The organism is Streptomyces sp. NPDC040410 (assembly GCF_055595715.1).
In genome coordinates, this window is the sequence record NZ_JBVIVK010000012.1 from 61,990 (window position 1) to 80,803 (window position 18,814).

Here is an 18,814-nt window from a genome sequence, read left to right on the forward strand (position 1 = left end):
GACGAGAGCCATGTACGACGAACAGCAGCGACCGGACCACGGCCCCCTGGCGGGCTTCACCGTGGGAGTGACCGCAGCGCGCCGGGCCGATGAGCTCGGGGCGCTGCTCCAGCGCCGTGGTGCCGCCGTGCTGCACGCCCCCGCCCTGCGCATCGTGCCGCTGGCCGACGACAGTGAGCTGCTCGCCGCGACCAAGGAGGTCATCGACCAGGCTCCGGACGTCGTGGTCGCCGCGACCGCGATCGGCTTCCGGGGCTGGATCGAGGCCGCCGACGGCTGGGGACTCGGCGAGGACCTGCTCACCCGGCTGCGCGGGATCGAGCTGCTCGCCCGCGGACCCAAGGTCAAGGGCGCGATACGGGCCGCCGGCCTGACGGAGGAGTGGTCGCCGTCCTCCGAGTCCATGGCAGAGGTGCTCGACCGGCTCCTGGAGGAGGGCGTCGAAGGCCGCCGGATCGCCCTGCAGCTGCACGGCGAGCCGCTGCCCGGTTTCGTGGAGGCGCTGCGGGCCGCGGGAGCGGAGGTGCTCGGGGTGCCCGTCTACCGGTGGATGCCGCCGGAGGACGTCGCGCCGATGGACCGGCTGCTGGACGCGACGGTCGCGCGCAGCCTGGACGCACTCACCTTCACCAGCGCGCCCGCCGCCGCCTCACTGCTGTCGCGCGCCGAGGAGCGCGGCCTGCTGCCCGAACTGCTCGCCGCCCTCAGCCACGACGTGCTGCCGGCCTGCGTGGGCCCGGTCACCGCACTGCCGCTCCAGTCCCGGGGCGTCGACACGGTCTCGCCCGAGCGCTTCCGGCTCGGTCCCCTCGTCCAGCTGCTGTGCCAGGAACTGCCCGGCCGGGCGCGGTCCTTGCCGATCGCCGGTCACCACGTGGAGATCCGCGGCCACGCGGTGCTGGTGGACGGGGCGCTCCGCCCGGTGCCGCCGGCGGGGATGTCGCTGCTGCGGGCGCTGTCGCGGCGGCCGGGCTGGGTCGTGGCGCGGGCCGATCTGCTGCGGGCGCTGCCGGGATCGGGGCGGGACGAACACGCCGTCGAGACGGCGATGGCCCGGCTCCGCAGCGCGCTCGGCGCGCCGAAGTTGATCCAGACCGTCGTCAAGCGGGGCTATCGGCTGGCGCTGGATCCGGCGGCGGACGCCAAGTATTCGGACGTGTGAGTTCGCACCCTGCGCCGGTGCGTGCGTCGCTCGGGGCTGCGCCCCAGCCCCCTTCGGCCTGAACGGCCTCGTCCTCAAACGCCGGTCGGGCTCGCATTGCCTGCCCTGCGCCGAATCCGGCGTACGGCACCAGCGCCCGCGCCAGGCACACCAGTGCCGGCGTCGACGGCAGCGTCCGAACGACATTCCACGCCACTCACGTTGTGTTCTCCGTCATGCCGATCAGTCAACCGGCGGGAGCACGGGCGGGACATGGCCCGGACGCGCGGCCGCATACGCCGTCGTCCACGTGCGCCCGAGGGGTTCCGGCCGCGCCAGCGGGCATGCACTGTTGGAGGGAACGCTTCACCAGCCCCTCACCGGCAACTCGCCGACCCCTCATGACCGGGGTGACCCCTAGGCGGTGACAGGCACATGGCACTGGGTACGGCCACGGCCTCGTACGAGCTGCGGTTCGATGCCGGGCGGATCTGCCTGGATCTCCTCGCGACCACCCATCCCGAGGAACGGCTCGGCTCCGTCGAGGTCCTGCGCGCCTGGATCACCGCGTCCGGGCTCGTCCCGGCGGACACCCCGCTGGCGCACACGGACGCCGCCTGGCTCGTGGGCTTCCGTGAACTGCGCGGCCTCGTGGGCCGGTTGGTGCCCGGCGGGCTCGCCTCCGAGACCCGCCCGTACGACCTCGCGCTGGCCCGCGTCAACGAGCTCGCCCGGGCGGCGCCACCCGCCCCGCGCGCGGTGCGCGGCGAAGGCGGGACGCTCGTACGGGAGTTGGACGGTCCGCCCGACTGTGCGGGCCTGCTCGGCACGATCGCCCGGGACGCCGTGGAACTGCTCACCGACCCCGTCGCCCGGGCCGGCCTGCGCCAGTGCGAGGGCGACAACTGCCCGATCGTATACGTCGACACATCCAGGGGACGCAGGAGGCGCTGGTGCTCCAGTGAGGTCTGCGGGAACCGCGAAAGGGTGGCCCGACACCGCCGACGAGCGGCCCTCGCCCGTACCTGAGTGAGGCGAGCGACCGCCTGGCGAGCGGTATGCGGCTTCTGTGAATCGACCGTCGAAGTGATTTGGATTACACGCCGTTTACCTTCAGCCTCACGAGGGCAGCGGTCGCGATCTTGCTTGTGCGGTGGAAATGTAAATATCGCGCGGTGGGAATGTGCCCCCATGTCCGAGCTCGTCACGACACCCCGCCGAAAACTGTCGCGCCACATTGAACACACAACTGCCTCCGTCCGTACCCGTGGGCGAGCGACCGACTGGGGGAACCCCGGGACATCGGAGGTGGGCGTGCGCAAGGATTCCGTCGTGGCCAATGAACGTGGATCGAGGGCCCGACATCGCATGTCCCAGCCCTCGGAACCAGATGAGGAGCTGATGCGTGCCCTCTACAGAGAGCACGCCGGACCTCTCCTTGCGTACGTCCTTCGCCTGGTCGCGGGCGACCGCCAGAGAGCCGAGGACGTGGTGCAGGAAACACTCATCCGTGCCTGGAAGAACGCCGGCCAGCTCAATCGAGCGACCGGATCGGTACGCCCCTGGCTGGTGACGGTCGCCCGGCGCATCGTCATCGACGGCCACCGCAGCCGGCAGGCCCGGCCGCAGGAGGTCGATCCGTCGCCGCTGGAGGTCATCCCCGCGGAGGACGAGATCGACAAGGCGCTGTGGCTGATGACGTTGTCCGACGCGCTCGACGACCTGACCCCGGCCCACCGGGAGGTGCTCGTCGAGACGTACTTCAAGGGGCGTACCGTCAATGAGGCGGCCGAGACGCTTGGTATCCCCAGTGGCACGGTGCGCTCACGGGTGTTCTACGCCCTGCGTTCGATGAAGCTGGCACTGGAGGAGCGGGGGGTGACGGCGTGATGAGTGTTTACGGGGGAAACCAGGGATTCGGTACAGGTGGTTCGGGTATGTCTGGCCCCATGATGGGATCTTCGGTGCCGAACGAGCACGAGACCGTCGGCGCCTACGCCCTCGGCATCCTCGACGACGCCGAAGCAACCGCTTTCGAGGCCCATCTCGCCACCTGCGAATGGTGCGCCCAGCAGCTCGACGAACTCTCCGGGATGGAGCCGATGCTGGCCGCTCTCGCGGACCTGCCGGGCTCCGGCACGCCCTCGATCGGCGAGTCGCTGTCCGCCCGGCCCAGCCCACGGCTGGCGGAGAAGCTGGTCGACGAGCTCTCCGAGCGTCGCGCCGTCAAGCGCCGACGCAGCTTCTACCTGGTGGCGGCCGCTGCCGCGCTGATCATCGGCGGCCCGCTGGCCGTGGTCGCGGCGACGGGCGGCGACTCGGACACCGGTAACCAGGCGGCGCCCGCGAGCCCCGCCAAAACCCTCTTCGAGAGCCTGCCCGACAAGGTCACGGCCACGGATCCGACGACCGATGTCACCGGCACGGTCGCCTCGGCGAAGAAGGACTGGGGCACCCAGGCGGTCCTCCAGCTCAAGAACGTCAAGGGTCCGCTCAAGTGCTCCCTGATCGCCGTGGGCAAGAACGGCGAGCGCGAGACCGTCTCGTCCTGGTCCGTCCCGAACTGGGGCTACGGCCTCCCGAACGCCAAGACGGAAGAAGCCAAGAACCCGCTGTACATCGGCGGTGGAGCGGCCTTCAACCCGAACGAGATCGACCACTACGAGGTCATGACCTTCGAGGGCAAGAGGCTCGTCGAGATCGACGCGTAGCCTCGGCCACCGACGGCCACCGACGGCCACCGACGGCCACCGACGGCCACCGACGGCAACGCGGCAGATGGGCGTGCCAGGCCCCGTGTCTCCGGCATGAGCCGCCGGACAGACCCTCAGCACGTGCGACCATCACCTGCCCGGCGGGATACGTCGGGCAGGTCCGTAGCCTCCGGGGGTCCCCTTCGCGTACGGTTGACGGCTGCCCAGCACGTCAGAAGGGGGCCCGGTGGCCGCTCAGGCTCAGCAGGAAACCGCGGTCGGCTCGGTTCAGGACGCCGTACAGGATTCGGTGCGGGACCGAGAGATCAGCGTGGAACAGGAACACCTGGACCGGGTGTACCGGCGGCTCGAGGAGAAGATCCACGAGGCCGAGTTCCTCATGAACGACGCGGCCAAGCGCGGGCACGTCGGCACGCCGGGCGCGCTGGCTGAGCGGGACGCTCAGGTCTTCCGGGCCGGCGTCCACCTCAACCGCCTGAACAACGAGTTCGAGGACTTCCTCTTCGGCCGGATCGACCTGCTGCTCGGCAAGGACGGCAAAAAGGGACCCGACGGCGCCTACACCGCCGTGGAACCCGCGGAAGGGACCGTGCGGCCCGACAACACCGCCGACATCGCCGAGACCCTGCACATCGGCCGCATCGGCGTCCTCGACGAGGACTACGCCCCGCTGGTGATCGACTGGCGGGCACCGGCCGCGGCCCCGTTCTACCGCTCGACCCCCGTCGACCCGGGCCGGGTCGTCCGCCGTCGCGTCATCCGCTCCAAGGGCCGCCGCGTCCTCGGTGTCGAGGACGACCTGATGCGGCCCGAGCTGACCGCGTACCTCGACGGCCACCGGCTGCCCGTCATCGGCGACGGCGCCCTGATGGCCGCCCTCGGCCAGGCCCGCAGCCACACCATGAGGGACATCGTCGCCTCCATCCAGGCCGAACAGGACCTGGTGATCCGCGCCCCCGCCGCCTCCGTGACATACGTGGAGGGCGGCCCCGGCACCGGCAAGACGGCCGTCGCCCTGCACCGGGCGGCCTACCTCCTCTACCAGGACCGGCGCCGGTACGCGGGCGGCATCCTCATCGTCTCGCCGACCCCGCTGCTGGTGGCGTACACCGAGGGCGTGCTGCCCTCTCTCGGTGAGGAGGGCCAGGTCGCCATCCGCGCGATCGGCTCACTCGCCGACGATGCGGCCGGCGCCGAGGCCACGCTGTACGACTCCCCGTCCGTGGCCCGCGCCAAGGGGTCGTACCGCATGCTCAAGGTGCTGCGGAAGGCCGCGCGCGGAGCTCTCGAGCTGAACGATTCACCCGCCCGGCTCCGGGTCGTCGCCTTCGGACGGCGCCTGGAGCTGGAGGCCGAGGAGCTGAACCGCATCCGCCACAGCGCCCTCGGCGGCACCGCGCCGGTCAATCTGCTCCGCCCCCGTGCCCGCAGGCTGCTGCTCGACGCCCTGTGGGCGCAGTCCGGCGCGGCCGGCCGGCACGCGGACCCCGAGCTGGCCGCCGAGCTGCGCTCCTCCTTCGACGAGGACGTCAGCTCGGAGGACAGCTTCATCGGGTTCCTGGACGCCTGGTGGCCCGAGCTGACCCCGAGGGCCGTCCTGGAGACGATGGCCGACGAACGGCGTCTCGGACGCTGGGCCCGGCGCATTCTCAACCCCGGCGAGGTCCGCAGGACGGCCCGCTCGCTCAGGCGCGACGGGTTCTCCGTGCACGACATCGCCATGCTCGACGAGCTCCAGGCGATCCTCGGCTCCCCGGCCCGTCCGAAGAAGCGGCGTGAGCTGGACCCGCTCGACCAGCTCACCGGCCTGGAGGAGCTGATGCCCGTGCGCGAGGAGTCGCAGCGCGAGCGGGCCGAGCGGCTGGCGCAGGAGCGCGTCGAGTACGCCCACGTCATCGTCGACGAGGCCCAGGACCTCACCCCTATGCAGTGGCGCATGGTCGGCCGGCGCGGCCGGCACGCCACCTGGACGATCGTCGGCGACCCGGCCCAGTCCTCGTGGTCCGACCCGGACGAGGCGGCCCAGGCCCGCGACGAGGCCCTGGGCACGCGCCCGCGCCGCCGCTTCGAGCTGACAGTGAACTACCGCAACCCGGCCGAGATCGCCGAGCTGGCGGCGAAGGTGCTGGCGCTGGCGATGCCGGGCTCCCCGTCCCCGTCAGCCGTCCGCTCGACCGGCGTCCGGCCCCACTTCACTGTCGTACGGGATTCCCCGGCGCAGACCGTCCGCGCGGAGGCGGCCCGGCTCCTCGACCTCGTCGACGGCACCGTCGGCGTCGTCGTCGCCATGAACCGCCGCGACGAGGCCAGGCGCTGGCTCGCCGGGCTCGGCGACCGGGTGGTGGCACTGGGCAGCCTGGAGGCGAAGGGCCTGGAGTACGACGCCACGGTCGTCGTCTCCCCGGCCGAGATCGCGGACGAGTCGCCCGCGGGGCTGCGTGTGCTGTACGTGGCGCTCACCCGGGCGACCCAGCAGCTGACGGTCGTCTCCGACAAACGGGATGAACCGGACGCGAGTGGGGTTCCGGATCTCCTCCGGGACTGACCCGCGACAGGTCGGGGGCCGGTCGGGGGCCGGTCGCGGGTTGATCCACACGGACTCCCGGGATGGGAATGGCCTTACGGGATCCGTTTGTTAGCCTGGGTGTGGCACCGGCCCGATCCAAGCCCCCGGGCCCAACCTTCGTCGCTACGAGCGACCACTTGCCGCGAGGCGAGCATGGCGGGTCGGTGTCACTGAGCATCCCGGAGGCCCGCGTCACGATGTGACGCGGGCCTCTTTCGTTGTGAACAAAACGATCGCAACCCCGGGCGGCTTTCACGTACTCAGGGGTAGGTGCGACGATCGGACGGCAACCCGCACCCCACGCGCTACGCGCGGTACAACGCGGCAGCCGCAGTGCACGCAGTGCACGCAGTACACGTGAAAGCAGAGGAAGTCGGCCATGGCAACGGCGCCCAGCGTCTCCTACTCGATGACGGTCCGGCTGGAGGTGCCCGCGAGCGGAACCGCCGTCTCGCAGCTCACCACCGCCGTGGAGTCCTCCGGAGGCTCGGTGACCGGCCTCGACGTCACCGCATCCGGTCACGAGAAGCTCCGGATCGACGTCACCATCGCGGCCACCTCGACCGGCCACGCCGACGAGATCGTCGAGAAGCTGCGCGGCATCGAGGGCGTCACCCTCGGCAAGGTCTCGGACCGTACGTTCCTCATGCACCTCGGCGGCAAGATCGAGATGCAGTCCAAGCACCCCATCCGCAACCGTGACGACCTCTCCATGGTCTACACGCCGGGTGTGGCCCGCGTCTGCATGGCGATCGCCGAGAACCCCGAGGACGCCCGCCGCCTCACCATCAAGCGCAACTCCGTTGCGGTCGTGACGGACGGCTCGGCGGTGCTGGGCCTCGGCAACATCGGCCCCAAGGCCGCGCTGCCGGTCATGGAGGGCAAGGCGGCCCTCTTCAAGCGGTTCGCCGGCATCGACGCGTGGCCGCTGTGCCTGGACACGCAGGACACCGACGCGATCGTCGAGATCGTGAAGGCGATCGCCCCCGGGTTCGCCGGCATCAACCTCGAGGACATCTCCGCGCCCCGCTGCTTCGAGATCGAGGCGCGGCTGCGCGAGGCACTCGACATCCCGGTCTTCCATGACGACCAGCACGGCACGGCGATCGTCGTCCTCGCCGCGCTCACCAACGCACTTCGCGTCGCGGGCAAGGCGATCGAGAACATCCGCGTCGTCATGTCCGGCGCCGGCGCGGCCGGCACGGCCATCCTCAAGCTGCTGATCGCGGCGGGCGTCAAGAACGCCGTCGTCGCCGACATCCACGGTGTCGTTCACGCCGGCCGCGAGGACCTCGTCGAGGCCGCCGCCGACTCGCCGCTGCGCTGGATCGCCGACAACACCAACCCCGAGGGCCTGACGGGCACGCTGAAGGAGGCCGTGCGCGGCGCGGACGTCTTCATCGGTGTCTCCGCCCCGAACGTCCTCGACGGCGACGACGTGGCCGCCATGGCCGACGGTGCGATCGTGTTCGCGCTCGCGAACCCGGACCCCGAGGTCGACCCGGCAATCGCCCGCCAGACGGCGGCGGTTGTCGCCACCGGACGCTCCGACTTCCCGAACCAGATCAACAACGTGCTGGTCTTCCCGGGGGTCTTCCGCGGCCTCCTGGACGCGCAGTCCCGCACGGTCAACACCGAGATGATGCTGGCCGCCGCGACCGCCCTCGCGGACGTGGTGACCGAAGACGAGCTGAACCCGAACTACATCATCCCGAGCGTCTTCAACGACAAGGTCGCGGGAGCGGTCGCCGGGGCGGTCCGGGAAGCGGCGAAGACGGCGTCGGCCGATTCGTAGCCGTCTGGTTGATATGCGGGGGCTGTGAGCATCGCCACGACGGGCCTGAAATCGGCGCGTCGTGGAACCCGGCCCTCGTGGCCGACGTTTATTGTGTCGGCCAGGCTCGGGCCCTCTTTTCGTGTGACTCCCAAGGGTGTTCTCACGACTCCAACGGGTGCCGGATTGGCTTTCCCGCCGCAGGTAGGGGCAGGATGCGTCCCTGGGCGCGAGGGTCTGGCGACGGACCCGGGTCCGGGGCCTGTCCGAGGACCCTGGCAGCATCGGCTTCGCTGTGCCCGACATGCGGCTCCGCCGCGTGGCACGCCTCAACGGTAAGAAGAACACGGGAGTAACAACATGAACCGCAGTGAGCTGGTGGCCGCGCTGGCCGACCGCGCCGAGGTGACCCGCAAGGACGCTGACGCCGTTCTGGCCGCGTTCGCCGAGACCGTCGGCGAGGTCGTCGCCAAGGGCGACGAGAAGGTCACCATCCCCGGCTTCCTGACCTTCGAGCGCACCCACCGTGCCGCTCGCACCGCGCGCAACCCGCAGACCGGCGACCCGATCCAGATCCCGGCCGGCTACAGCGTCAAGGTCTCCGCGGGCTCGAAGCTCAAGGAAGCGGCCAAGGGCAAGTGACCTTGCCGTCCGTATGCCACGGGACGGCGTACGGCTCGTAGGTAACGCTGATGGGGCGGCACCCGGATTCGATTCCGGGTGCCGCCCCATCGTGGTCGCTCCCACACCTGGCCTCGAACGCCGGCCGGGCCGGACCTACCCGAGCGCTTTGCCCGGCAGCTCGACCTTCGCGCCCAGCTCAACGAGCTTCTCCATGAAGTTCTCGTAGCCGCGGTTGATGAGGTCGATGCCGTGGACGCGGGACGTGCCCTGGGCGGCCAGTGCGGCGATGAGGTACGAGAAGCCGCCGCGGAGGTCGGGGATGACCAGGTCGGCGCCCTGGAGCTTGGTCGGGCCCGAGACGACGGCCGAGTGGAGGAAGTTGCGCTGGCCGAAGCGGCAGTCGGAGCCGCCGAGGCACTCGCGGTAGAGCTGGATGTGGGCGCCCATCTGGTTGAGCGCGGAGGTGAAGCCGAGGCGGGACTCGTAGACCGTCTCGTGGATGATGGACAGCCCCGTCGCCTGCGTCAGGGCGACGACCAGCGGCTGCTGCCAGTCCGTCTGGAAGCCGGGGTGGACGTCCGTCTCCAGCGCGATGGACTTCAAGTGGCCGCCGGGGTGCCAGAAGCGGATGCCCTCGTCCGCTATCTCGAAGGCGCCGCCCACCTTCCGGTAGGTGTTCAGGAACGTCATCATCGAGCGCTGCTGGGCGCCGCGGACGTATATGTCGCCCTCGGTCGCGAGCGCCGCGGACGCCCAGGAGGCGGCCTCCAGGCGGTCCGGGAGGGCGCGGTGGGTGTAGCCGCCGAGCCTGTCCACACCGGTGATGCGGATGGTGCGGTCGGTGTCCATCGCGATGATGGCACCCATCTTCTGCAGCACGCAGATGAGATCCTCGATCTCCGGCTCCACGGCCGCGTTCGAGAGCTCGGTGACGCCCTCCGCGAGGACGGCCGTCAGGAGCACCTGCTCGGTGGCGCCCACGGACGGGTAGGGCAGCTGGATCTTCGTGCCGCGCAGCCGCTGCGGAGCCTCCAGGTACTGGCCGTCCTCCCGCTTCTCGATCCGCGCGCCGAACTGCCGCAGCACCTCGAAGTGGAAGTCGATCGGCCGCCCGCCGATGTCGCAGCCGCCGAGACCGGGGATGAACGCGTGCCCCAGACGGTGCAGCAGGGGACCGCAGAACAGGATCGGGATACGGCTCGAACCCGCGTGCGCGTCGATGTCCGCGACGTCCGCGCTCTCCACGTTCGACGGGTCCATCACCAGCTCACCCGGCTCGTCACCCGGACGGACCGTCACCCCGTGCAATTGCAGGAGGCCGCGTACGACTCGCACGTCTCGGATGTCCGGAACGTTGCGCAGCCGACTCGGCTCATCGCCCAGCAGGGCGGCGACCATGGCCTTCGGTACGAGGTTCTTCGCACCACGGACACGGATCTCGCCCTCCAGCGGGGATCCGCCGTGGACAAGCAGTACGTCGTCAGAGCCGTTGACGGTCATGTATCTCGCGTTCCGGTAAGTGGGGCAGGGCCAGAAGGGAAAGGGTAATCGCCGCCCACCCCCCTTCAGTAAGCCCGGGGACGACCCAGAAACGTCATAGCTGTGTCACAACACGAACCGTTCCGCTCCGGGCACATGGGGTCACCGGGTGGTCCGTGCGCCGGGGACGCTTCCTTCCGCCCTGAGCTGCGTTCACTCCCGTACCCCCATTGCCTCCCCCTTTGACGGGAAGATGCGGGATCATGTCTGCCATGACCGAGGTGTCCTCGCTCACAGGGCGGCTGCTCGTGGCAACGCCCGCCCTGGCGGACCCGAACTTCGACCGTGCGGTGGTGCTCCTTCTCGACCACGACGAGGAGGGCTCCCTCGGTGTCGTCCTCAACCGTCCCACCCCGGTGGACGTCGGAGACATCCTGGAGGGCTGGGCGCAGCTGACGGGTGAACCCGGCGTCGTCTTCCAGGGCGGCCCGGTGTCCCTGGACTCGGCCCTCGGGGTCGCCGTCATCCCGGGGGGCGCGACCGTCGACGGGGCTCCACTGGGCTGGCGCCGGGTGCACGGCGCGATCGGTCTGGTCGACCTGGAGGCCCCGCCGGAACTCCTGGCCTCCGCGGTCGGCTCGCTGCGCATCTTCGCCGGATACGCCGGCTGGGGCCCCGGCCAGCTGGAGGACGAGCTGGTGGAGGGCGCCTGGTACGTCGTCGAGTCGGAGCCCGGCGACGTCTCCTCCCCGTCGCCGGAACGACTCTGGCGCGAGGTCCTGCGCCGTCAGCGCAACGAACTGGCGATGGTGGCCACGTATCCGGACGACGCTTCGCTCAACTGATGCACGTGAGCTTTCAGTACCCTGGCTTCTATGAGCACTCTTGAGCCCGAGCGCGGGACTGGTACGGGGACCCTCGTAGAGCCGACGCCACAGGTGTCCCACGGCGACGGCGATCACGAGCGCTTCGCCCACTACGTCCAGAAGGACAAGATCATGGCGAGCGCCCTGGACGGGACTCCCGTCGTGGCGCTGTGCGGCAAGGTGTGGGTGCCGGGCCGCGACCCGAAGAAGTACCCCGTGTGTCCCATGTGCAAGGAGATCTACGAGTCCATGGGTGCCGGCGGTGGCGACAAGGGCAAGGGCGGCGACAAGTAGTCCTTCCTCCCCTCCGAGATCCGCGAGGCCCTCTGGGCGCGTTTTGACGCGCTTCGGGGGCCTTTGCCGTTTCCGTCGTTGCACGGGTGCGTCGCGGGGTCACAGAGTGATGGAGACCTCTTGTCGGCATGTTCGTCCAGTCCCCAGCCTCCAGAGTGTTGTGCAGAGCAAAACGGCCATTGCGTATGTTGCAACGCCCGGAGGGTCGCTCCACACGACTTCCTGTTCGCCAAGTCCTTCATCATCAGCGACACGTCCCAGCCGACCCTGCCGATGCCCTTGCTGGTGTTCTTCGAGCCGGACGAGCCGGACGAGCCGGACCGGGGCGGTGTGATGGCCGCGTCGACGGTGATGACGATTCCGGTGCTGGTCTTCTTCGTACTCGTACAGCGACGGCTGGTCTCCGGGCTGGGCGGAGCGGTTAAGGACTGACGTGGTGGACGTGATTCCCGGGCCCGGTCAGGTGACGACCCGCGGAGCCCGTTGCTTCGAACTGAGTCCGGAAACCGGGCTGGCCGCGGGCGACGGCACGCAGCGGACGGAACGCTGGCTGCGGGCCACGCTGGGCGCGGCCACCGGCCTCCCGCTCGCCCCTGGCGCGGGGGAGGGGGACGACGTCATCCGCCTGTCCATCGACCCGGCGGTCACCGAGGACCTCGGTGACGAGGGATACCGTCTCGCCGTCATGCCCACAGGCGTGCACCTGGTGGGCGGCGGCCGGGCCGGCCTCTTCTGGGGCGCCCAGACACTGCGTCAACTGCTCGGCCCGGATGCCTTCCGGCGCGCGCCGCTGCCGGGCGGCAACCGGCGGCTGCCGCTCATCAACGTCCGGGATTCCCCCCGCTTCCGCTGGCGCGGTCTCATGCTCGACGTGGCCCGGCACTTCATGCCCAAGGACGGCGTGCTGCGCTACCTGGACCTGATGGCCGTGCACAAACTGAACGTCTTCCACTTCCATCTCACGGACGACCAGGGCTGGCGCGTCGAGATCAAGCGCCACCCGAAGCTCACCGAGACCGGGTCCTGGCGGGCGCGCACGAAATTCGGTCATCGTGCCTCGCCGCTGTGGGAGGAGAAGCCGCACGGTGGCTTCTACACCCAGGACGACATCCGGGAGATCGTCGCCTACGCCGCCGACCGGCATATCACCGTCGTCCCGGAAATCGACGTGCCCGGGCACTCGCAGGCCGCCATCGCCGCGTACCCGGAACTGGGCAACACCGACGTCATCGACACCAACTCCCTCTCCGTCCTGGACAACTGGGGGATCTCTCCGAACGTACTCGCCCCCACTGACAACACCCTGCGCTTCTACGAGGGGGTGTTCGAGGAAATCCTCGGCCTGTTCCCTTCGGAGTTCGTTCACGTCGGGGGTGACGAATGCCTCAAGGACCAGTGGCGGCAGTCCCCGGCCGCGCAGGCGCGGATCAAGGAACTCGGGCTCGCGGACGAGGACGGACTGCAGTCGTGGTTCATCGGCCACTTCGACAAGTGGCTGGCCGCGCGCGGGCGCAGGCTCATCGGCTGGGACGAGATCCTGGAGGGCGGCCTCGCCGAAGGGGCTGCCGTGTCGTCCTGGCGCGGGTACCAGGGCGGCATCGCCGCCGCGAGGGCCGGCCACGACGTCGTCATGTGCCCCGAGCAGCAGGTGTACCTGGACCACCGGCAGGACGGCGGCGCGGACGAGCCGGTGCCCATCGGGTACGTGCGCACCCTGGAGGACGTCTACCGGTTTGAACCCGTCCCACCGGAGCTGACTCCGGAGGAGGCCGGGCACGTGCTGGGCACGCAGGCCAACGTGTGGACCGAGGTGATGGAGGACCACGCGCGGGTGGACTACCAGACGTTCCCCCGGCTCGCGGCCTTCGCCGAGGTGGCCTGGAGTCCGCTGCCGGCCCCCGGCGAGCGGGACTTCGCCGACTTCGAGCGGCGGATGGCCGCCCATTACCGGCGACTTGACGCCCTGGGCGTCGCCTACCGGCCGCCCACCGGCCCCCTGCCGTGGCAGAAGCGGCCCGGGGTGACAGGCCGCCCGATCGAGGGGCCGCCCCCGAACAGGTAGGGGAACAGGCACTGGAAAAAGCCCCCAAGGGTCACCGAAGAGTGTCAATCGGAACGCACGGGTGATGGCGTGCGAAAACGGACTATCTCCCTGGTGAGGGGGGCGAATGCCGCCTAGCGGACCCCTGTCTTCGGGTCTTGCGAAGATGTGCCAGAGTTGCCACGTCCGCCCTGTCAGCACGTACCGTACGGCAACACAGGTGGGACCAGATGGGACCAGGTGGGGCAGCGGGAAGGGGCAGCCGGTTTGACCACGCACGCACCGCAGGCGGCGCAGGCCGTCACGCTGCCCACGACGCTGGACGAGGCAGTGGCGGCACTCGCCGCCATGCCCGCCGCCGTGCCCGTGGCGGGCGGCACCGACCTCATGGCCGCCGTCAACTCCGGGCAGCTCAGGCCCGCCGCCCTGGTCGGCCTCGGCCGGATCAGCGAGATCCGCGGCTGGCAGTACCAGGACGGTCACGCCCTCCTCGGCGCGGGCCTCACACACGCGCGGATGGGCCGCCCCGACTTCGCCGCGCTCATCCCGGCGCTCGCGGCCGGCGCGCGCGCCGCGGGCCCGCCGCAGATCCGCAACGCGGGCACCCTGGGCGGCAACATCGCCTCGGCGGCCCCCACCGGGGACACGCTCCCGGTTCTGGCCGCCCTGGAGGCGACACTGATCATCGCGGGCCAGGGCGGAGCCCGCCGGGAGATCCCGGTGTCGCATCTGCTGGCCGGCGTCGACATGCTGCGCGGCGGCGAACTCATCGGCTACGTGCGCGTGCCGCTGCTGCACGCGCCGCAGGTCTTCCTGAAGGCGACCGGCCGCACCGGTCCGGGGCGCGCCATGGCGTCCGTCGCGCTGGTCCTCGACCCGGCCCGGCGCGGAGTCAGGTGCGCCGTCGGCGCCATAGCGCCGATGCCCCTGCGGCCCCTGGAGGCCGAACAGTGGGTGGCCCGGCTCATCGACTGGGACAACAACCGCGCGATCGTCCCGGAGGCACTGAGCGCGTTCGGGGAGTACGTCGCCGCGGCATGCATCCCCGACCCGGTCCCCGCCGAGGACGGCTCCGTGGAACAGCTTCCGCCCGCCGTACTGCACCTGCGGCGCACCGTCGCCGCGCTGGCCCGACGAGCACTGGGGAGGGCGCTGTCGTGACCGACGACCAGCACGGAGAGGACACACCCAGGAGCGGCGCCCGCTGGGACCCGCTGCCCCAGGGTGACTACGACGACGGCGCCACCGCCTTCGTGAAACTCCCCGAAGGGGGCATCGACGCCCTCCTGGCCTCCGCCGACAGTCCGCTCGCAGCGCCGGGCCACGGATACGTGCCGCCCCAGATAACGGTCGCTCCCGCCACGAGCGCCGGGACAGACCCGGCGGCCACGGGGACCTGGACGATGCCCGCCGGCGGAACCCAGTGGCCCGACCCGAACGCGGTGCCCCAGGACGGACAGGGCGCCGGGAACGACCGGTTCGCGTACAACCCGGGGACCACCGGCCAGTGGACCTTCGAGGAGGCCGCGCCGGACGAGACCCGGGAGGCGCCGGGTCACGACGTCACCGGCCAGTGGTCGATCCCCGTCGCGGGCGGCGACATCCCGGACGAATCCGGCGAGTTCACCACGTCCTCGCTGGTCGAACAGTGGGGCGGCACACCCCCCGCCACGCTCCCCGGCGGCGCGCCCGCGCCCTGGGCGACGCAGGCGGGGCAGCCCTGGGGGCAGCAGACCCCGGCGGCCGAGCAGGCCACCGAGGCGGGACCCGGGCACACGCACACCACGGATCCCGAGCACGCGCACGCCCCGCCGACGGACGCCGGACACGCACCCGAGCCGGCGGCCCACACCGGTGGCCGGCCGGTCCAGCACATGCCGGAGCAGCCCGCGGAGCGGGGCCCGGCGGCGGACGCCTCCGAGCAGCCGCGGGCGCACGACTCCGAGCCGTACGCGGTCACACCCGCCGAAGCCGCCGTGGACGGCTCACAGGCCGCCCACGGGACCGGTGACGCTCCGGAGCACGCCGAGGCCGCCCAACGGGACGCAGAGGGCACTGAGGGGGCCGCCGAGCCGCTCGCGGGGCCCGGCCCGGCAGCCGACGGCGCGGAATCCGGACCGGAGGCCGCCGAGGAGCCCGTGGAGGACGCCGAGTCCGCGGCTCCGGACGACGCCCCCGCGCCCCCGGGCGAAGAACACCCCCTGGCCTCCTACGTGCTGAGTGTCAACGGCACCGAACGGCCCGTCAGCGACGCCTGGGTCGGCGAGTCGCTGCTCTACGTGCTGCGCGAGCGGCTCGGTCTCGCGGGCGCCAAGGACGGCTGCTCACAGGGCGAGTGCGGGGCCTGCAACGTCCAGGTCGACGGACGGCTCGTCGCGTCCTGCCTGGTGCCGGCCGTGACCGCGGCCGGCAGCGAGGTCCGTACCGTCGAAGGCCTGGCCGTGGACGGTCAGCCCTCGGACGTGCAGCGGGCGCTCGCCGAGTGCGGCGCGGTGCAGTGCGGTTTCTGCGTGCCGGGCATGGCGATGACCGTGCACGACCTCCTGGAGGGCAACCCGGCGCCGACCGAGCTGGAGACCCGCCAGGCCCTGTGCGGCAACCTGTGCCGCTGCTCCGGCTACCGGGGCGTCGTCGAGGCCGTCAAGGAGGTCGTCGCCGAACGCGAGGCGTACGGCAAGGCCGGCGCACCCGGACAGGACGACGAGGTACGGATCCCCCACCAGGCGGGCCCGGGAGCCGGCGGCGTCAACCCGTCGGCTTTCGAGCCGCCCGGGTCCCGGGGACCGCATGACCAGGCGTACGGACCGGACGGAGGCCAGGCGTGAGCAACGAAGCCGCCACCGCGACCACCGCGGAGGCAGCCCCCGCCCCCGACGCGATCCCGCACGGCATCGGCGCCTCACTGCCCCCCGCCGACGCCCGCGCCAAGACCGAGGGCACCTTCCCGTACGCGGCCGACCTGTGGGCCGAGGGCCTGCTCTGGGCGGCCGTGCTGCGCTCCCCGCACGCGCACGCGCGCATCGTGTCCATCGACACCACCCACGCGCGCGAGATGCCCGGCGTACGGGCCGTCATCACGCACGAGGACGTTCCCGGCAGCCCGCAGCACGGCCGCGGCAAGGCCGACCGTCCCCTGTTCGCCTCCGAGGTCGTACGCCACCACGGGGAGCCCATCGCGGCCGTCGCCGCGGACCACCCCGACACCGCGCGCATGGCCGCCGCCGCCGTCATCGTCGAATACGAAGTACTCGACCCGGTGACCGACCCCGAGCAGGCCTTCGAGGCCGAGCCGCTGCACCCCGACGGCAACCTGATCCGGCACATCCCGCTGCACCACGGCGACCCGGAGGCGGCCGGCGACGTCGTCGTCGAGGGCCTGTACCGCATCGGCCGCCAGGACCCGGCACCCATCGGCGCCGAGGCCGGCCTCGCCGTGCCCCGTCCCGACGGCGGCGTCGAGCTGTACCTGGCCTCCACGGACCCGCACACCGACCGCGACGCGGCCGCCGCCTGCTACGGCCTGGAGCCCGAGCGCGTGAAGGTCGTCGTCACCGGTGTGCCCGGCGCCACCGCCGACCGCGAGGACCAGGGCTTCCAGCTCCCGCTCGGTCTGCTGGCGCTCAGGACCGGCTGCCCGGTGAAGCTGACCGCGACACGCGAAGAGTCCTTCCTGGGACACGCGCACCGGCATCCCACCCTGCTCCGCTACCGGCACCACGCGGACGCCGAGGGCCGACTGGTGAAGGTCGAGGCACAGATCCTGCTGGACGCGGGCGCGTACGCGGACACCTCGTCGGAGGCGCTGGCCGCCGCCGTGGCGTTCGCCTGCGGGCCGTACGTCGTCCCGAACGCGTTCATCGAGGGCTGGGCCGTACGCACCAACAACCCGCCCTCCGGCCATGTGCGCGGTGAGGGTGCCATGCAGGTGTGCGCCGCCTACGAGGCGCAGATGGACAAGCTGGCGAAGAAGCTCGCCCTCGACCCGGCCGAACTGCGTCTGCGCAACGCCATGGCCACGGGCGACGTGCTCCCGACCGGCCAGACGGTGACCTGCCCGGCACCGGTCGCCGAACTCCTGCAGGCGGTACGGGACTTCCCTCTCCCGGCGCTGCCCAAGGACACCCCCGAGGACGAGTGGCTGCTGCCCGGAGGTCCCGAGGGCGCGGGCGAACCGGGTGCGGTGCGCCGGGGCGTCGGCTACGGCCTGGGCATGGTTCACATGCTGGGCGCGGAGGGCGCGGACGAGGTCTCGACGGCGACGGTGAAGGTCCACGACGGGGCCGCGACCGTGCTCTGCGCGGCCGTGGAGACCGGCCAGGGCTTCACCACGCTCGCGCGCCAGATCGTGCAGGAGACCCTCGGCATCGACGAGGTGCACGTGGTACCGGTCGACACCGACCAGCCACCGGCCGGCGCGGGCTGCCGCGGACGCCACACCTGGGTGTCCGGCGGCGCCGTGGAACGGGCCGCCAAGATGGTCCGCACGCAACTGCTCCAGCCCCTGGCGCACAAGTTCGGCATGTCCACCGAACTGCTCCAGATCACCGACGGCAAGATCACGTCGTACGACGGTGTGCTGTCGACCACGGTCACCGAGGCCATGGACGGCAAGGAGCTGTGGGCCACCGCCCAGTGCCGCCCGCACCCGACCGAACCGCTGGACGCGGCCGGCCAGGGCGACGCCTTCGTGGGCCTGGCCTTCTGCGCGATCCGTGCCGTGGTGGACGTCGACATCGAACTGGGCTCGGTACGGGTGGTCGAGCTGGCGCTCGCCCAGGACGTCGGCCGAGTGCTCAACCCCACCCAGCTGGCGGCCCGTATCGAGGCGGGCGTCACCCAGGGCGTGGGCATCGCGCTGACGGAGCACCTGCGCTCCGCGCGCGGGCTGGTCCGCCACCCCGACCTCACCGGGTACGCGCTGCCCACCGCGCTCGACGCTCCCGACGTCCGGATCGTCAAGCTGGTGGAGGAACGGGACGTCGTCGCCCCCTTCGGCGCGAAGTCGGTGAGCGCGGTGCCGGTCGTGACCTCTCCGGCCGCGATCGCCTCCGCCGTTCGGGCCGCCACGGGCCGGCCCGTGAACCGGCTGCCGATCCGGCCGCAGGCCGCCGTCGTGACGGGCCAGTGAGCGCCGCAGTCCCCGTCGGTTGACCGCCCCGGACAGGCGACAGCCCCCGGGGCACAAAGCTGGATCATTGGGGAGGATGCCACTGCGGCAACTCCGCGGCCGGCGAACATACGTAGCCGATTGCGTAGTTCTACCCATTTCTTCGGCGTCCACTTGATCGAGGATGGACCGTGCGTCACCGGAGAGC

General features: G+C 71.4%; 14 protein-coding genes and 1 pseudogene. 14 read left to right on the top strand and 1 reads right to left on the bottom strand.

All coding sequences use genetic code 11. The annotated features are described in order from the left end of the window. Positions 1-10 precede the first annotated feature (10 nt). From ACZ562_RS23495 to ACZ562_RS23525, 7 genes are all read left to right on the top strand, one after another. Entirely contained in the window at positions 11-1,162 is a 1,152-nt protein-coding gene (locus ACZ562_RS23495) for a uroporphyrinogen-III synthase (RefSeq protein ID WP_471182387.1), read from the top strand. Positions 1,163-1,576: 414 nt separating this feature from the next. Further along, a complete protein-coding gene (locus tag ACZ562_RS23500; protein WP_471182390.1) occupies positions 1,577-2,170 on the top strand; it encodes a CGNR zinc finger domain-containing protein in 594 nt (197 codons plus the stop codon). Positions 2,171-2,509: 339 nt separating this feature from the next. Further along, entirely contained in the window at positions 2,510-3,031 is a 522-nt protein-coding gene (locus tag ACZ562_RS23505) for a sigma-70 family RNA polymerase sigma factor (RefSeq protein ID WP_010039908.1), read from the top strand. Next, entirely contained in the window at positions 3,031-3,852 is an 822-nt protein-coding gene (locus ACZ562_RS23510) for a zf-HC2 domain-containing protein (RefSeq protein ID WP_471182393.1), read from the top strand. The genes ACZ562_RS23505 and ACZ562_RS23510 overlap by 1 nt, the downstream gene beginning before the upstream one ends. Positions 3,853-4,081: 229 nt before the next feature. Continuing rightward, positions 4,082-6,400, top strand: a complete 2,319-nt coding sequence (locus tag ACZ562_RS23515) for a HelD family protein (RefSeq protein ID WP_471182395.1) — start codon at positions 4,082-4,084, stop codon at positions 6,398-6,400. A gap of 400 nt (positions 6,401-6,800) precedes the next feature. Then, positions 6,801-8,216, top strand: a complete 1,416-nt coding sequence (locus tag ACZ562_RS23520) for an NAD-dependent malic enzyme (protein ID WP_471182398.1) — start codon at positions 6,801-6,803, stop codon at positions 8,214-8,216. A gap of 339 nt (positions 8,217-8,555) precedes the next feature. Beyond that, a complete protein-coding gene (locus ACZ562_RS23525; protein ID WP_007498188.1) occupies positions 8,556-8,837 on the top strand; it encodes an HU family DNA-binding protein in 282 nt (93 codons plus the stop codon). Between the two features lie 135 nt (positions 8,838-8,972). Here the strand turns inward: ACZ562_RS23525 and murA are convergent, their stop codons facing one another. After that, entirely contained in the window at positions 8,973-10,319 is a 1,347-nt protein-coding gene (gene murA, locus ACZ562_RS23530; protein WP_471182400.1) for a UDP-N-acetylglucosamine 1-carboxyvinyltransferase, read from the bottom strand. Positions 10,320-10,570: 251 nt separating this feature from the next. Between murA and ACZ562_RS23535 the strand changes: the two genes are divergently transcribed. The 7 genes and pseudogenes from ACZ562_RS23535 to ACZ562_RS23565 all read left to right on the top strand — a co-directional run bounded on the left by ACZ562_RS23535 (position 10,571) and on the right by ACZ562_RS23565 (position 18,627). Beyond that, the gene (locus ACZ562_RS23535; RefSeq protein ID WP_471182857.1) at positions 10,571-11,143 is read left to right on the top strand and encodes a YqgE/AlgH family protein; all 573 of its coding nucleotides are present in this window, start codon (positions 10,571-10,573) and stop codon (positions 11,141-11,143) included. A gap of 30 nt (positions 11,144-11,173) precedes the next feature. Then, positions 11,174-11,458, top strand: a complete 285-nt coding sequence (locus ACZ562_RS23540; protein ID WP_351570613.1) for a DUF3039 domain-containing protein — start codon at positions 11,174-11,176, stop codon at positions 11,456-11,458. A 213-nt stretch (positions 11,459-11,671) separates the two neighbouring features. Then, positions 11,672-11,890: pseudogene (locus ACZ562_RS23545) on the top strand (carbohydrate ABC transporter permease); the annotation flags it as partial. A 1-nt stretch (position 11,891) separates the two neighbouring features. Then, positions 11,892-13,520 carry a beta-N-acetylhexosaminidase gene (locus ACZ562_RS23550; RefSeq protein ID WP_471182403.1) on the top strand — a complete coding sequence of 543 codons (1,629 nt, stop codon included), beginning with the start codon at positions 11,892-11,894 and terminating at the stop codon, positions 13,518-13,520. Positions 13,521-13,766: 246 nt separating this feature from the next. Continuing rightward, complete coding sequence (locus ACZ562_RS23555; protein WP_471182406.1) at positions 13,767-14,660, top strand: FAD binding domain-containing protein; 894 nt, start codon at positions 13,767-13,769, stop codon at positions 14,658-14,660. Continuing rightward, complete coding sequence (locus ACZ562_RS23560; RefSeq protein ID WP_471182408.1) at positions 14,657-16,324, top strand: (2Fe-2S)-binding protein; 1,668 nt, start codon at positions 14,657-14,659, stop codon at positions 16,322-16,324. The genes ACZ562_RS23555 and ACZ562_RS23560 overlap by 4 nt, the downstream gene beginning before the upstream one ends. Further along, on the top strand, positions 16,321-18,627 hold the full coding sequence (locus ACZ562_RS23565; protein WP_471182410.1) for a xanthine dehydrogenase family protein molybdopterin-binding subunit: 2,307 nt from the start codon (positions 16,321-16,323) through the stop codon (positions 18,625-18,627). The genes ACZ562_RS23560 and ACZ562_RS23565 overlap by 4 nt, the downstream gene beginning before the upstream one ends. Positions 18,628-18,814 lie beyond the last annotated feature (187 nt).

What these genes read in the sequence shown, in the direction of transcription:
- ACZ562_RS23495 (WP_471182387.1), top strand. Translation starts at nt 11, where the DNA reads ATGTACGACGAACAGCAGCGACCGGACCACGGCCCCCTGGCGGGCTTC.
- ACZ562_RS23500 (WP_471182390.1), top strand. Translation starts at nt 1,577, where the DNA reads ATGGCACTGGGTACGGCCACGGCCTCGTACGAGCTGCGGTTCGATGCC.
- ACZ562_RS23505 (WP_010039908.1), top strand. Translation starts at nt 2,510, where the DNA reads ATGTCCCAGCCCTCGGAACCAGATGAGGAGCTGATGCGTGCCCTCTAC.
- ACZ562_RS23510 (WP_471182393.1), top strand. Translation starts at nt 3,031, where the DNA reads ATGAGTGTTTACGGGGGAAACCAGGGATTCGGTACAGGTGGTTCGGGT.
- ACZ562_RS23520 (WP_471182398.1), top strand. Translation starts at nt 6,801, where the DNA reads ATGGCAACGGCGCCCAGCGTCTCCTACTCGATGACGGTCCGGCTGGAG.
- ACZ562_RS23525 (WP_007498188.1), top strand. Translation starts at nt 8,556, where the DNA reads ATGAACCGCAGTGAGCTGGTGGCCGCGCTGGCCGACCGCGCCGAGGTG.
- murA (WP_471182400.1), bottom strand. Translation starts at nt 10,319, where the DNA reads ATGACCGTCAACGGCTCTGACGACGTACTGCTTGTCCACGGCGGATCC.
- ACZ562_RS23535 (WP_471182857.1), top strand. Translation starts at nt 10,571, where the DNA reads ATGACCGAGGTGTCCTCGCTCACAGGGCGGCTGCTCGTGGCAACGCCC.
- ACZ562_RS23540 (WP_351570613.1), top strand. Translation starts at nt 11,174, where the DNA reads ATGAGCACTCTTGAGCCCGAGCGCGGGACTGGTACGGGGACCCTCGTA.